The organism is Rhizobium sp. TAL182 (assembly GCF_002117725.1).
GTDB lineage: Bacteria > Pseudomonadota > Alphaproteobacteria > Rhizobiales > Rhizobiaceae > Rhizobium > Rhizobium esperanzae.
On the sequence record NZ_CP021024.1, the window covers coordinates 2,517,831 to 2,531,775 of the forward strand.

A 13,945-nucleotide genomic window follows, 5' to 3' on the forward strand; every position below is an offset into this window, starting at 1 on the left:
GAGGCGTAACCGAATGGCGAATAACAAATATAACGAGTCGATCGAGGACAAGGCGTTCAAGGCGTTGGACGAGGCGCTCCAGATCGACTTCGGCAAGGATAACGTGCCGTCTCGCCGCGGCGACGCGCCCCAGGCGCCGGAGGGTAATGTGTCTGATCCATCGAATGCGCGCAATCAGCAAGCCCAGGAAGAAGCGCAGCGCCGCAGCCGCCGCGGCGCCGGGGCCGAGCAGGCTTCCAGGGCTTCGTCCTTCGCGCCCGCCAATGATGCCAGCCGCAATACGCCCGCCTCGATCCTGAAATCTTTCGACGGCGCTTCCAGCCGCTCGGCCATGCGCACCGCTACCCTGTTTTCCGTGCTTTGGGTCATGGCGGGCCTCGGCCTGATGTCGCTGCTATATGCGCCGCAGATCTGGCAGATCCGCTCGATCGCCGATCTCGTCGCCCTGCCCGGCGTCATTGCCGGCCTGGTCGGCATCATCATTCCGGTGATGATGTTCTATGCTTTCGCCATCATGATCTCCCGCGCCCAGGACATGCGCAACGCCGCCCGCTCGATGGCAGAGGTGGCATTGCGCCTGGCGGAGCCGGAAACCATCGCCTCCGAACGCATCATGACCGTTGGCCAGGCGGTGCGCCGCGAAGTCTCGGCCATGAACGAAGGCATCGAGCGCACCATCGCGCGCGCTTCCGAGCTGGAAACGCTGGTCCATTCCGAAGTCAACGCTCTCGAACGCTCCTATGCGGACAACGAGTTGCGCGTGCGCGGTCTTGTCCATGAACTCGGTTCGGAGCGGGAGGCGATCGTCAACCATGCCGACCGCATCCGCACCTCGATCGGCAGCGTCCACGACCAGCTGAAGGAAGAACTGTCGCTGGCGACCGAAGAGATCGCCGTGCGGCTCGCCACATCGGGCGAAGCCTTCGCCTCGCTGATCGACACGCGGGCGGCGACCATCCTGGAAAAATCGGACAGCGCCCTGCAGTCCATGGGCAGCCTGCTTGCCGCCAAGACCGACAGCCTGCTCCAGACCCTCAACGCCTCCGGTTTTGCGCTCGCCACCGAATTCGACAACCGCCTCGAGGCGCTCTCCGTCAACCTCAACGAACACGGCGAAAAACTGCTAAGCCAGTTCGAGACGCGCGCCTCGACCATGGACAGCAGCACCGAGAAGCTGAACGCGGCGCTGAACGAGCGCACGCATCAGCTGAACGAGATCCTGATCGCCCGCACCCGCGAGATCAACGAGAGCCTGACATCGGGCGAACGCACCATCGGCGGGACGCTCGACGATGTGCTCTCGAAGCTGAACAGCGCGCTCGATGAGAAGGGCGCAAGCTTCCGCCAGAGCCTGCAGAGCACCGCCGACGACGCCGTCATGGATCTCGACCTGCGCTCCGGCTTCTTCGAAGAGCGGCTGCAGACGACCGTCGCCCAGCTGTCGACCGCCTTCGACGAGCGGGTCGCCGAATTCACCAGCGCTTTCGACAAGCGCACCGGCTCGCTCGACACCAAGTTGATGGAGAGCCTTGCCCGCATCAACGAAACGCTGACCGGCGGGTCGGATTCGATCGAAGGCATTTTGAGCTCCAGCATCGACCGGCTCGGCTCCTCGATGACCGACCAGTCGCTGACGCTCGCGGCGGCGCTCGCAACCGGTCATGAAGTGCTGGAGAGCACGCTCAGCAGCCGCACCGAAGAAATCACCACCGCACTCACCAGCCGCACCGGCGAGCTGACCTCGGCGCTGCAGAGCGCCACGTCGGACATCGCGCTGGCGCTTGCATCCGGCACCTCCGACCTGCAGAACAATCTTCAGGCCCGCTCGGCCGAGTTCCGCGATACGCTGCGCACAACCACCACCGATTTGACCGCCGCCGTTGCCGCCGGCACCGAGCAGGTCACGACGGCTTTCGGCGGCCGCGCCGAGGAACTGACCAGCGTATTGACAGCGCGCGCAGCAGAAATCCGGGACGCGGTTGGCACAGCCCATGAGCGTATCGACAGCGTCATGGCGGAGCGCGGCGGCGCGCTGATCGATGCGCTGACCACCCATCACGGCCGCTTCGAGGAAGCGCTGACGACCCGCTCCGACGCCATCATCAACGCCGTTTCCGGCACTCATGACCGCCTCTCCGAGACGCTCGACGAAAAGGCAATGGCGCTCGCCATCTCGTTGAACGAAAGCCAGAGCCGCATCGAAGACACGCTGGAGACCCGTTCCGCAGCCTTCCTCAACGCCGTCTCGGGCACACATGATCGGCTGTCGGAAACGCTGGATACCAAGGCAGCGGCCCTGACGACCTCGTTGGACGAGCGCCATGCCCGCATCGAGGACGCGCTCGGAACCCGCGCCGAAGCATTGTTGAACAGCGTGTCCGGCACGAGCGACCGGCTTGCCGAAACCCTTGATGAAAAGGTGATGGCGCTTGCCATTTCCTTGAACGAGAGCCAGGCCCGGATCGAGGAAACGCTGGAAAATGGTTCTGCAGGCCTGCTGAACGCCGTCTCCGGCACCCATGACCGGTTTGCCGAGACGCTGCAAGATAAGGCGGCAGCTTTTGCCAACTCGCTAAATGAGACCCAGGCACGCATCGAAAATACCCTCGAAACCCGCTCCGCGGCCCTACTGAATGCCGTATCCGGCACTCATGACCGTCTCTCCGAGACGCTCGATGAAAAGGCGATGGCGCTTGCCATCTCGCTGAGCGAAGGCCAGGCCCGCATCGAGGACACGCTGCAGACCCGGTCGTCGGCGCTGCTGAATGCCGTTTCCGGCACGCATGACCGCCTGTCGGAAACGCTGGACGAGAAGGCGATGGCGCTCGCAATCTCTCTCAACGAGAACCAGACGCGGATCGAAGACACGCTGGAAGCCCGCTCCGAAGCTTTCCTCAAGGCCGTCTCCGGTACGCATGAGCGTATCGCCGAAACCCTTGATGAGAAGGCATCGGCGCTGACCGCCTCCTTGAGCGAAGGTCAGAGCCGCCTGCAGGACACGCTGGAGAGCCGCTCGGAATCCTTCCTCAGTGCGGTTTCCGCCACCCATGACCGCCTGTCCGAGACGCTCGACGATCGGGCGATGGCCCTTGCCATTTCGCTGAACGAAAGCCAGAGCCGCCTCGAGGAGACGCTGACATCAGGCGCCGATGCGATCACCAATGCGGTCTCCGGCACACATGAACGCCTGAACGGCGTGCTCGACCAGAAGGCCAGCGCCCTGGCCGCCTCGCTGAACGAAGGGCAGGTCCGCCTCGAGGAAGCCCTGGGACACCGCGCCGCCGCGCTCGTCGGTGCCGTAACGGCAAGCCATGACCGGCTCACCGATACGCTCGATGAAAAGACCATGGCGCTCGCCATTTCGCTCGATGACAACCAGAGCCGCTTCGACAGCGCCCTCGAAGCCCGCAGCAATGCAATCATGGAGGCCGTCACCAGTGCAGAGGCCCGCGTCGCCGGCGCCTTTGCCGACAAGACAGACGCCATCCACAACGCCTACGCCGACAATCAGCGGCGGCTTGAATCCGCCCTCGCCGAGCACAGCGCGGCGCTTTCGGGCGTTCTCGATGCGGGCGGTGCCCGCTTCGAGGATCTCGTCGGCGGCTTGAGCGGGCGCATCGAAGGCCGCCTCAGCGATGCCCATGCGCGGCTCGGGAGCTTGGCCGAGGAAGCCGCGGCGCGCATCGAAGGCGGGCTCGCTTCTGCCCACGAGCGCATCCGCACGACGCTTGAGGATCGCGGCAATGCCATCGAGCTGTCGCTGAGCCAGGCGCATGCGCAGATCAGCGATACGCTGACCGAACAGGCGACCAGCATCGGCACTTCGGTGGCGACAAGCGTCAGCATGCTCGAAATGTCGCTTGAAGATCGTGAAGCCTCGATCCGCCAGGCGATCGATGCCGGTGCCCAGACACTGGAAGATCGCATGCGCGCCGGCGCCGGCCAGATCGCCGGCCGCTTCCAGGAGGCGGCGAACACGATTTCGAGCTCCGCCCAGAACCTTTCGGCCCATCTCGATCAGTCGGTCGAGAACCTTGCGGGACGTCTTGAAGAAACCGGTTCTCGTATGGAAGCCGGCCTTACGGCGATCGAGACCCGCATCCGTGACGGCGTCGGCGGCGTTGCCGAAAAGGTCGAGGCCGCCAACAGCCAGCTCTCCGGCGTGCTTACCGACGGCATTTCCCGGCTCGGCGCGCTCGGTGACGACGCCACCCGGCGCATCTCGGCGACGCTCGAAGGCAGCGCCGCCAATCTTACACAGGCAATCGACAGCCGCACCGCCAATCTGGCCGAGACGCTGGACAGCCGCACGACCACGCTTGCAGGCGCCATCGAGGGCCGCACGGCAAGTCTCGGCGAAACCTTGGACCGCGGCAACGAACGCATCGAGGAACGCCTCTCCACCATGGATCGCGCGCTGACCGTCGGCCTCGACGCCGTCAACCGCACCATCGAGGGCAAGGCCGCCGGCCTCGCCTCGACGCTACGCAGCGCGGTGGCCGAAGCAGCCCAGGGAATGGAAGGCGAAGCGACGAGAACCACGGAACTGCTCGGCAAGACCGGCCAGCAGTTCGCCGAGGATCTCAATGCAAAAAGCGACGAATTCACCCGCACCATGGATGAGCGCTCGTCGCAGATCGTCACGCGGGTTGCCGAAGCTCAGAACCGCCTGGCAACCCAGGCCGCTGCCGTCGCCCAGACCTTCTCGGAAGCCGGCAATGCCATCGTCAACAAGGTCGCCGAGGCTGAGACCGTTGTCGGCACGCAGGTCAATGCCATTTCTAGGGCCCTGTCGGACGCCGGCCAGTCTCTCGAGGCGCGCGGCAATGCCATCCGCACGACGCTGTCGGGGGCCGGCAGCGAGATTTCCGCCACCATGGCGGATGTCGAGCGGGCGCTCGAAGCGCGCAGCAGCGCCATCCGCTCCAATCTCGAGGAGCGTGTCCGCGAGATCGATACCTCCCTCTCCGATGTCGACCGGGCGCTCGAAGCGCGTGGCAACTCGATCCGCTCGACGCTTGAGGAACGCACCCGCGACCTCAACTCGATGCTATCAGGCCGCTCTGTCGAATTGACCCGCATACTCGATGAAACGGCCCGCCCGATCATCGATCGCTACACCGATGCCGGCGAGCAGGCCGCTGCCCGCATCACCGCCGCAGCCAATCTCAGCGCCGATCGCCTGCGTGCCGAGAACGAAGCGCTCGCCAGCGCCGTGGCCGCCCGCACCGAGAATGTTGCCAACGCCGTCAGCGCCATCGAGAACAGCCTGGTCGGCAACGTCAACGGCCTGGTTCAGCGCATGTCGGAAAGCAGCGCGGCAATGGCAATGATGATGAACCGCGCCGCCGAGCAGCTGACGAGCGTCGACGGGCGTCTCGGCGAAACCACGACCCGCTTTGCCGACTCCGCCACCAAGGCTGCCGAAATGGTCAGCGCCTCGACTAGGCTTCTCGAAGGCAAGGTCGACCGCCTCTCCGACATCTCTGGCCAGACTCTGGCCCAGGTCGGCAGCATCATCGGCCGCTTCGACGAACACTCCAAGGTTCTGACCCAGGCCTCGCAGCTTCTGGGTGCCGCCCAGTCCAACCTCGCCTCGACGCTCGAAGAGCGTGAAGGCGCGCTGCAAGCCCTCTCCGTCAGCCTGGTCCAACGCTCCGACGAGATCGAAAAGACCATGCGCGGGCTCGGCGGCATGATCGAGACCGTGTTCGAGCGGGCCGAGCAGCGCTCCAACCAGGTCACCGGCAACCTGCGCCAGGGCGTTCAGTCCTCCTTTGCCGATATCGGTCGCGTTCTGACGGAAACCGAGAAGCGCGCCCAGGAAGCGGCCGAAACCATGCGCGAGGCGATCACCCGCGCCGGCGACGAGGCCAATACGACGATCGACAGCACCTTCGCCAATGTCGAGCGCCGTTCCGATGATCTCTCCAATCGTATTCGCGGCGGCCTCACCGCCTCGCTGTCGGAAGTCGAGCGCATGCTCGGCGAAGCCGGCCGCGCCTCCGACGGCGCCGCCCAGCATATGCGGGAATCGCTGCGTGAGGCGATCGAGGATGCCGTCGGCCGCTTTTCCGGCGCCACCGAGGACATCCGCCGCTCCGCTGCCGACATCCGCAGCGAACTCGACGCCACCCGCGCCGAACTGAAGCGCGGCGCCTTCGACCTGCCGGAGGAAGCCAAGGAAAGCGCCTCGGCCATGCGCCGCGCCGTCGCCGAACAGATCAAGGCCCTGCAGGATATCTCGCAGCTTGTCGGCCGCTCCAGCCAGCAGCTCGAAATCTCAGAGCCCGCCGCCCGCTCGCTTGCCCAGGCGCAGCCGGCTCCGCGCCCGACCCCGCCGATCGCAGCCCAGCCGCCGCAGCCGGCAGCGCCTCCGCCGATCGAAGCCACCGGTCTGCGCGGAACGATTGCGCCATCCGCTCCGGCCGCCGCTCCTCAGCGGGCCGCCCAGCAGCCAGCCCCCGCTCGCCAGGAATTGGGCCGCCAGGAACCGGCGCGGGAAAGCGGTGGCTGGATCAGCGATCTTTTGCGAGGCGCATCCCGCGAAGACGCCGCGGACGTGGCGCCGGCCCGTGCTCCCGCGCGCCCGACGGAAACCGCCGCACCGGCCGCACGCAGCAACGACAGCCGCAATCCGCGCCATGTCGTGGAATCGCTGAATTCGCTCTCCGTCGATATCGCCCGCGCCATCGATCACGATGCGTCGGTCGATCTCTGGCGCCGCTACCAGCGCGGCGAGCGCGACGTCTTCACCCGCCGGCTCTACACGCTGAAGGGCCAGCAGACCTTCGACGAGATCAAGCGCAAATACGACCGCGAACCGGAATTTCGCACCGCCGTCGACCGCTATATCGGCGATTTCGAAAAGCTACTCGCCGACGTCGCCCGAACCGACCCGAACCAGACAGTCACACAGTCCTATCTGACCTCGGATACGGGCAAGGTTTACACCATGCTCGCCCATGCAGCGGGCAGGCTGAGATAGAGTCTGGCCGATATCGTGGAGCTGAAGCCGCCTGAACATGTGTCAGGCGGCTTTCCCTGATGATGGGGATATGATCTGCTGCCCAGCCCGGAACCGCGAAGAAATGACCAAGGCCCTTCTTATTATCGACGTACAGAACGCAATTCTCTCCGGAAAGGCCACGCCGGAGCGCCAGCCCGAGGTCGATTCCGCACTTGATGAGACCGTCGCTCGATTGGCGTTGCTCAAGGAAAAGGCGCGTCAGGCCGGCGTACCGGTCGTGCTGGTGCAGCATGATGGCGACAGCGGTCACCGATTGGCCGTGGGCACGTCAGGATGGGCGCTGCGCGGGGAGATTGCGCCGCAAACAGGTGAGGTCATCGTGCGCAAGAAAAGCGCCGACTCCTTCTTCGGGACCGATCTTGCCGACCGCTTGCAAGAGCGATCAGTTACCCACCTCATCGTCGGCGGCTGCATGTCGCAATTCTGCGTCGACACGACCGTCAGGCGGGCCGTTTCGCTCGGCTATGACGTGACCTTGGTTGCCGACGGCCATACAACTGGCGACACGGCGACCCTTAAATTCTCCGCGATTGTCGCCCACCACAACGAAACGCTTGATGGTTTCGATGCGGGCAAGGCGATTGTGGATGTCCGCCCTGCCGCCGACATTGCCTTTTCATAAGGCTCCGGCAACAACCGCTTATATCTTCCGAACAACTGCAGCTAAAACCGGGATCGCCATGCGGTCCCGGTTTTCCGTCCCTCACGCCTCGGCCGCCATGCCCCAGTTGTACACGCAACGGTCGAGGCCGATGGCGATTTCGAGCACGAGGACGTTGTGATCGACGGCCGCTGCCTTCCGGGGCTGCGACCGGTAACGGTATGGAAAGTCGGTACGCCGCGAGATCGAGCAAACCTCCATCCACTTGTCGCCATTATCGACCTCGACATCCATCGTCACCTCTGAATAGGCCGGCAGCCGGTCGGAGGGCACGACCCGCGTCGGCAGATGGATCAGCGAGGCGATCATGCGGCGCACCGGCTCAAGGCACGCCGCGTGATAGTCGTTGCCGCTGTCGGCGGTGAAGGCGCATTGAAATTCGAGCTGCCAGAATTCCTTCAGCCGCATGTGTTTCGTCGGCTGCTCCTGCTCGCGGCGGTAGGACCTGCCGGCCTGCCAGACACACAGAGGCAACCGCGTCTTTGAATGGTTTCCAAGAATATGCTGCATGTAGACATAGGTCGAAGGCGTGGTCTCCGGCCTCAGCACCAGCGCAGTATCGCCGGCCGCGAGCTGTTCCTGGACCCAGATGTCGGCATTCGAATAGGCACTTGAAACCAGCGACCGCGGCGTCAGCGCCGGCGCCTCGACCCTTCGCATATCCCAGGCTGGATTGACCGATCTGAGAAAGCTGCGGACCTCTTGGGAGAAAAAGCCGATCATATGATCGCGCAGATTGATCTCGCGCTCCTCCCAATGGACGAGCGAATTGACATGATAAATATTGAGCATGCTGCCTGTCTCCCGGGCAACCCTGTTGACGTGGTGAAGGGCTTTACGTCCGGCGGCGCGCCGGACGCATGCAGCGCCCGGACGTCACAGCAGGACGCGGAGACCTCGTCCGCCAATGGCGCGCGCGATCGCGACCTGCGGGCAGGTGCGGTCATGGTGGGAGAAAGGCGCGCGCTTCATGCTCATGACAAATTTCTACGTGCCATGCGCGCGATTGTCAAAACCGCAGGGGCCGAGACAAAAGGTATCATCTGTGGATAGGCCTTTTTTATTGCCCACCTTCCTTCATTCCGTCACAAACTTTTTCGATCCGCTTGCGTTTAAAGCCAACGGCGCCTCGGCCGTGCAACGAAAGAGACAGCAATACCGATGACCACGACGACATCCCGGCTCCTTGCCATCGCGCTCTCGTCCACCCTGCTGATGGGCGCTTTCATTCCGGCTAAGGCCGGTCAGGCAAGCTTCGTCATTGATGCGCAATCCGGTCAGGTCCTTGAAGCCTCCAACCAGGATGATCTCAACTATCCCGCGTCGCTGACCAAGATGATGACGCTTTATCTCGCTTTCGAGGCGCTGCACGATGGACGCCTCACCTGGGATCAGAAGCTCACCATGTCGGAAAATGCCGAGAGCAAGGAACCCTTCAAGCTTGCCGTCGGCGCCGGCCGCAAGGTAACGCTGCGTGAAGCGGTCGAAAGCATCGTCGTGCTGTCTGCCAACGATTCCGCCGTGGCGATCGCTGAACAGCTCGGCGGCTCCGAACCGGCTTTCGCCAGAACGATGACCGACAAGGCGCGCCAGCTGGGGATGAAGGACACGGTCTTCAAGAACCCGTCGGGCCTTCCCGATCCGGAGCAGGTTACCACGGCACGCGACATGGCTACGCTCGGCCTTTCGTTGATGCGGGACTTTCCCGAGGAGTTCAAGCTCTTCTCGATGCGCGGCTTTCAGTTCCGCGGCATGAAACTGCGCGGCCATAACAATCTGATGTATCGTTATGACGGCGTCGATGGCATCAAGACGGGCTATACCGATGCATCCGGCTACAATGTCGTGACCTCGGCGCTGAAGGATGGCCGCCGCGTCGTCGGCGTCGTCATGGGTGAAAAGACTGCAAGCCTGCGCGACGACAAGATGGCGAGCCTCCTCGACAGCACCCTGCCGTCATCACCAACCGCCACCGCCTCCACCATCCCAGGCAGCCAGCCTGCAGCGACGATGACGGATGCGCAGCCGACGAAGTAGCCGGCAAGTCAAGCTCACAAATTCATGAAGAAATTTAAATAGGGTGGCCGCTCCAACCTGATGGGGCCAATATTTTCCGCAATCAGCAATTTTTGACGTCGGCGCAGCGTTTAACAAACGTCCATGTCAGATTGAGCGCAGCGTCCAGCTGACGATCTCCGAAACCACCGTCGAAAAGGCGCGGTCGAGACTCTTGACGAAGCCGATATTGTCGCCGCCGGCCGGCGTCATGGCGCGGAACACCTTCTGGGCGCGCACCGAGCCGTTTCGGTCGTTCAGAATCTTGGCGGAGATTTCGACTACCGCCTGGTTGCCATTCGAAGCGTCGATCTCGAATGCGCGGATATCGGTGACGATCTGGTAGTCGATCGCCAGCCCCTGCCCCGGCATGCCGACCCCGCCGAGCTTGCCGGAATTCTCGAAGGCCTCGACCAGTTTCGATTGCACGATGCGCGGCAGCTTGTCGCCCCACTGCGCCCGGGACAGGTACTGGATTTCCGACGAGGAGACGCGGATGACGATCTGCTCGCTATCGAGCGATCTGAGTGCCGTCGGGCCGGCGATCAGGATCTGGCGGGATTTGGCAGCAGGCCCATCGCCATCGACGGCCGCAGAGAGATCATAGGTATCGTTCTTGGCTGAAGTGCCACACCCCGACAGGATCAACGCAGTCAGCGGCAGCGCGATCGCCGTTCCCCTGATCCACGAACGGCGCGACAACAGATGCGATGCGACCATACTGGGCTACCCCTGACTTTCCCTGTTAACGCCGCGTCCGGCCGTCGTACTGTTTGACCGTGTCCCCGCCGAAGATCAGGCGTTGCGGATTGCGGTCGAAGTTGCTGATCGTATCGTTGAGATTGCTCACGGTTCCGCGCATGTCGTTGATGAGAGTCTGCACGTCGCGCAAGCCGCCGCTCGAGAACTTCTGAAGATTATCGGCGATCGGACCGATTCGCGAGTTCAGATTGTCGGCCACCTTCTTGAAGGATTCCAGCGTACCGCGCGCCTCGGCGAACAGCGATTGCGTGTTGTCGGTTCCAAGCAGCGCATCGACCTTGATGAGAATGCCGTCGACGCGTGTCGAGGCCGAATTCAGCTTGTTGGCAAGCTGCGACACGTCCTGGATCGTCTGGTCGATATCTTTCTGGCGCAACGAAACGGTGTTGGCGACGTCGCGGATCGAGGCGACGGCCGCACGCGCATCCTTTGTGGCTTGCGAGATATCGTCGACCGAACCCTTGATCTTCGCCGGGTCGATCTGGGCGACGAGCGTGTCGACGCGGTCGAGCGTTGCCTGCGCCTGCTTGCCGAAATCGTTGAAGGTGGTGGCGGTCTCGTCGAACTTCTGGATCGCGCCCTTGAGATCGCCCGAGGCATCGGCGACATTGGCGGTGATCTTCTCGGCATTGGAGACGATATTATCGACCTTCTGCGCGTCGACGGCCCTGACCAGCGATTCCACGGCCTGAAGCGTCGAATCGACACGCCCGGAAACCGCCTTCACCGTGTTGGAGAGCTCACCGACGCTCTGCAGGAAGGCGTCGATATTATCGGAATTCTTGGCCAGCGCATCCGAGAAGGTTTCGGCATTCTTGAACGTCTGGGTCAGCGGAGCACGCGAATCTTCGATGAAACCCTGAAGTTCGCCGACCGCGTCATTGGCGCGATCAAGAATCTTGTCGGCGGTCGCCAGAAGATTGGTGACGCTCGACTGGTCGGCGACGATAACGGCGCGTTTGCCGTTTTCGATCGCATGTTTAAGGATACTCTCCTCACCCTTACGGCCACCCGAGAGTTCGATATAGGCGGCCCCCGTCAGGCCCTGAATTTCCAGCGCGGCCTTGGTGGAGGGATAAATCGGTGCGTCCGTGCGCACCTGGGTGAAGGCGAGCGAATATTGCGGATCGTCGGCATCGATCGACAGCGTCTGCACCGAGCCCACCTGGATACCGTTGAAGCGCACCGGCGAGCCGACGCTGAGCCCGTTGGCCGAGCCGGGAATACGCACGATCAGCTCCGTCATCGGGCCGCCGCGGCCATATTCGGCCATCCAGTAAACGAAGCCGAAGGCGGCCGCGATCACCAGCACCGTGAAAAAACCGACAATCGTATAATTGGCTTTGGTTTCCATCTATCCGATCACTTCCCGCCGCTGCCATTATCGTGCCGCGCGCCATTGTCCTGCGGCACGATCGACCGTGCTCGCTTACCTCTAAAATAGGCCTGCACCCACGGATCGTCATAGGCCAGCATGTCGTCGATCGTGCCTTCCACCATTACCCGCTTCTTTCCGAGCACGGCAATACGGTCACAAACCGAAAACAGGCTGTCGAGATCGTGCGTCACCATATAGACGGTCAGTCCGAGACTATCGCGCAGATTGGCGATGAGTTCGTCGAACTCGGCCGCCCCGATCGGATCGAGACCTGAAGTCGGTTCGTCCAGAAAGACGAGCTCGGGATCGAGCGCCAGGGCGCGGGCAAGCGCGGCACGCTTGATCATGCCGCCCGAAAGCTCGGACGGATATTTGTCGGCGGCATCGGCCGCCAGCCCCACCATGCGGATCTTCAGATGCGCCAGCTCATCCATCAGCGAGTGCGGCAGATCGAGATATTCGCGCATCGGCACTTGGATGTTTTCCTTGACGGTCAGCGATGAAAACAATGCGCCCTGCTGGAAGAGCACGCCGAGCCGCATGTCGAGCGCGTTGCGCTGCGGCTCGTTGAGCTCGTCGAAATCCTGGCCGAGGATCTTGATCGTGCCGGACCGGCGCGGCAGCAGCCTCAGCACCGTGCGCATCAGCACCGATTTGCCGGTGCCCGACGCACCGACGAAGCCGAGGATCTCACCGCGATAGATATCGAGGTTCAGTTTGTCGAGCACCACCTTGGAGCCGAAGGCGACGGTGACGTCGCGCGCCGAAAGCACGACATCCCTGCCCTGTCCTTCGTTTTCGATCGGTTGCTCGTCCACGCTGCCCGCCATGCTAGAAGTCGATCGCTGCATAGAACATCGCAAAAAGCCCGTCCATCAGGATGACGACGAAAATCGCCTTCACCACCGAGGCCGTCACGTGCTGGCCGAGCGATTCCGCACTGCCGCCGACCTTCAGCCCTTCGACGGCGGCGACGATACCGATGACGAGCGCCATGAACGGCGCCTTGATCATGCCCGACAGCACGGTCGACAGCGTAATCGCCTCATGCAGCCGCGACAGGAAATTGGCGAAGGTGATGCCGGAATAGCCCCAGGCGACAACCGCCGCACCGGCGAGCGACGCGAAGTTCGCCAGCACCGTCAGAAGCGGCAAGGCAATGGTCAGCGCCACTAGCCGCGGGAAGATCAGCACGCCGATCGGGTTCAGCCCCATCACTTTCAGCGCGTCGATCTCCTCGCGCATCTTCATCGAGCCGATTTCGGCGGTGATCGCGCTGCCGGAGCGGCCGGCAATCATGATCGAGGTCAGCAGCACGCCGATTTCGCGCAATTGCAGAATGCCGACGAGATCGACGACGAACACCTCCGCCCCGAAATACCGCAGCTGGAAGGCGCCCTGCTGGGCGATGATCGCACCGATCAGAAACGACATCAGCAGGATGATCGGAACGGCGCGCACGCCCATGTGATCGATCTGGTTGACGATCGAGGCTGGCGAAACGCCGCTGCCGCGGCCGAGCTTCATCTGCGCCCCGCGCACCGCCGAGCCGAGGATATACATCGAGGCGGCGAGATTGTCCCAGATGTCGTAGGTCATCTTGCCGACCGGCGCCAAGATACGCGCGGCAATCGAGACCTTTTCCTTCTGTTCAGGCTCCGGTTTGGCCGGTTCCTCGGAAAACATCTCCAGCATTTCGTCGATATGCGGATTTGTGCCGACGAAGCGCACCGTGCGTCCGGCCGCCTCCGCCTCCTTCTTTAGCCGGCACAGAAGCCAGATACCGGCGGTATCGATGTCTGATACATCGGAGAGATCGAGCGTCAGATTGCCGGTCTTCTCTCGCTGAAGCTTTTCGAAGTCGCGCAGCACAAGATGCACATAGGCGCTGCGCCAGTTGCCGCTGAGACGAACATGCTGCCCCGAACCATCTGACCGGTCGTCCACTTGCAGCGAGGCGGCGTTGCGATTCCCGGCGTTCAAGATACTTGTGTCTTTCAAGGCTTACGGCGACATTGCCGACTCGCGAAGCGGATCGTCGCCGCCGGCGCGTCAATAT

Annotated in this window: 8 protein-coding genes; 3 read left to right on the plus strand and 5 right to left on the minus strand. The window is 63.0% G+C overall.

What is annotated here, in order from left to right; genetic code table 11:
- Positions 1-13: 13 nt before the first annotated feature.
- Positions 14-6,988, plus strand: coding sequence for a hypothetical protein (locus tag Tal182_RS12680; protein WP_085859633.1), 6,975 nt, complete (start codon positions 14-16; stop codon positions 6,986-6,988).
- A gap of 103 nt (positions 6,989-7,091) precedes the next feature.
- The gene (locus Tal182_RS12685; RefSeq protein ID WP_085859634.1) at positions 7,092-7,652 is read left to right on the plus strand and encodes a cysteine hydrolase family protein; all 561 of its coding nucleotides are present in this window, start codon (positions 7,092-7,094) and stop codon (positions 7,650-7,652) included.
- Positions 7,653-7,733: 81 nt separating this feature from the next.
- Here Tal182_RS12685 and Tal182_RS12690 read toward each other — a convergent pair whose 3' ends face one another.
- Positions 7,734-8,483 (minus strand): aminoacyl--tRNA ligase-related protein, encoded by a 750-nt coding sequence (locus tag Tal182_RS12690; protein WP_085859635.1) that lies wholly within the window; start codon positions 8,481-8,483, stop codon positions 7,734-7,736.
- Between the two features lie 369 nt (positions 8,484-8,852).
- Between Tal182_RS12690 and Tal182_RS12695 the strand changes: the two genes are divergently transcribed.
- A complete protein-coding gene (locus tag Tal182_RS12695) occupies positions 8,853-9,728 on the plus strand; it encodes a D-alanyl-D-alanine carboxypeptidase family protein (RefSeq protein WP_085859636.1) in 876 nt (291 codons plus the stop codon).
- 126 nt (positions 9,729-9,854) lie between these two features.
- On the opposite strand, the gene Tal182_RS12700 is transcribed toward Tal182_RS12695, so the two are convergent.
- From Tal182_RS12700 to Tal182_RS12715, 4 genes are read right to left on the minus strand one after another with little or no spacing between them, the layout of a single operon-like run.
- Positions 9,855-10,466 (minus strand): ABC-type transport auxiliary lipoprotein family protein, encoded by a 612-nt coding sequence (locus Tal182_RS12700; protein ID WP_085859637.1) that lies wholly within the window; start codon positions 10,464-10,466, stop codon positions 9,855-9,857.
- A 25-nt stretch (positions 10,467-10,491) separates the two neighbouring features.
- Positions 10,492-11,862, minus strand: a complete 1,371-nt coding sequence (locus tag Tal182_RS12705) for an MlaD family protein (protein ID WP_064802985.1) — start codon at positions 11,860-11,862, stop codon at positions 10,492-10,494.
- Between the two features lie 8 nt (positions 11,863-11,870).
- On the minus strand, positions 11,871-12,716 hold the full coding sequence (locus tag Tal182_RS12710) for an ABC transporter ATP-binding protein (RefSeq protein WP_064802987.1): 846 nt from the start codon (positions 12,714-12,716) through the stop codon (positions 11,871-11,873).
- Position 12,717: 1 nt separating this feature from the next.
- Positions 12,718-13,887 carry an MlaE family lipid ABC transporter permease subunit gene (locus Tal182_RS12715; RefSeq protein WP_170965884.1) on the minus strand — a complete coding sequence of 390 codons (1,170 nt, stop codon included), beginning with the start codon at positions 13,885-13,887 and terminating at the stop codon, positions 12,718-12,720.
- Positions 13,888-13,945 lie beyond the last annotated feature (58 nt).

Bases quoted from the DNA above. Each gene is read 5' to 3' on its own strand.
- Tal182_RS12680 (WP_085859633.1), top strand. From the start codon at position 14: ATGGCGAATAACAAATATAACGAGTCGATCGAGGACAAGGCGTTCAAG.
- Tal182_RS12685 (WP_085859634.1), top strand. From the start codon at position 7,092: ATGACCAAGGCCCTTCTTATTATCGACGTACAGAACGCAATTCTCTCC.
- Tal182_RS12690 (WP_085859635.1), bottom strand. From the start codon at position 8,483: ATGCTCAATATTTATCATGTCAATTCGCTCGTCCATTGGGAGGAGCGC.
- Tal182_RS12695 (WP_085859636.1), top strand. From the start codon at position 8,853: ATGACCACGACGACATCCCGGCTCCTTGCCATCGCGCTCTCGTCCACC.
- Tal182_RS12700 (WP_085859637.1), bottom strand. From the start codon at position 10,466: ATGGTCGCATCGCATCTGTTGTCGCGCCGTTCGTGGATCAGGGGAACG.
- Tal182_RS12705 (WP_064802985.1), bottom strand. From the start codon at position 11,862: ATGGAAACCAAAGCCAATTATACGATTGTCGGTTTTTTCACGGTGCTG.
- Tal182_RS12710 (WP_064802987.1), bottom strand. From the start codon at position 12,716: ATGGCGGGCAGCGTGGACGAGCAACCGATCGAAAACGAAGGACAGGGC.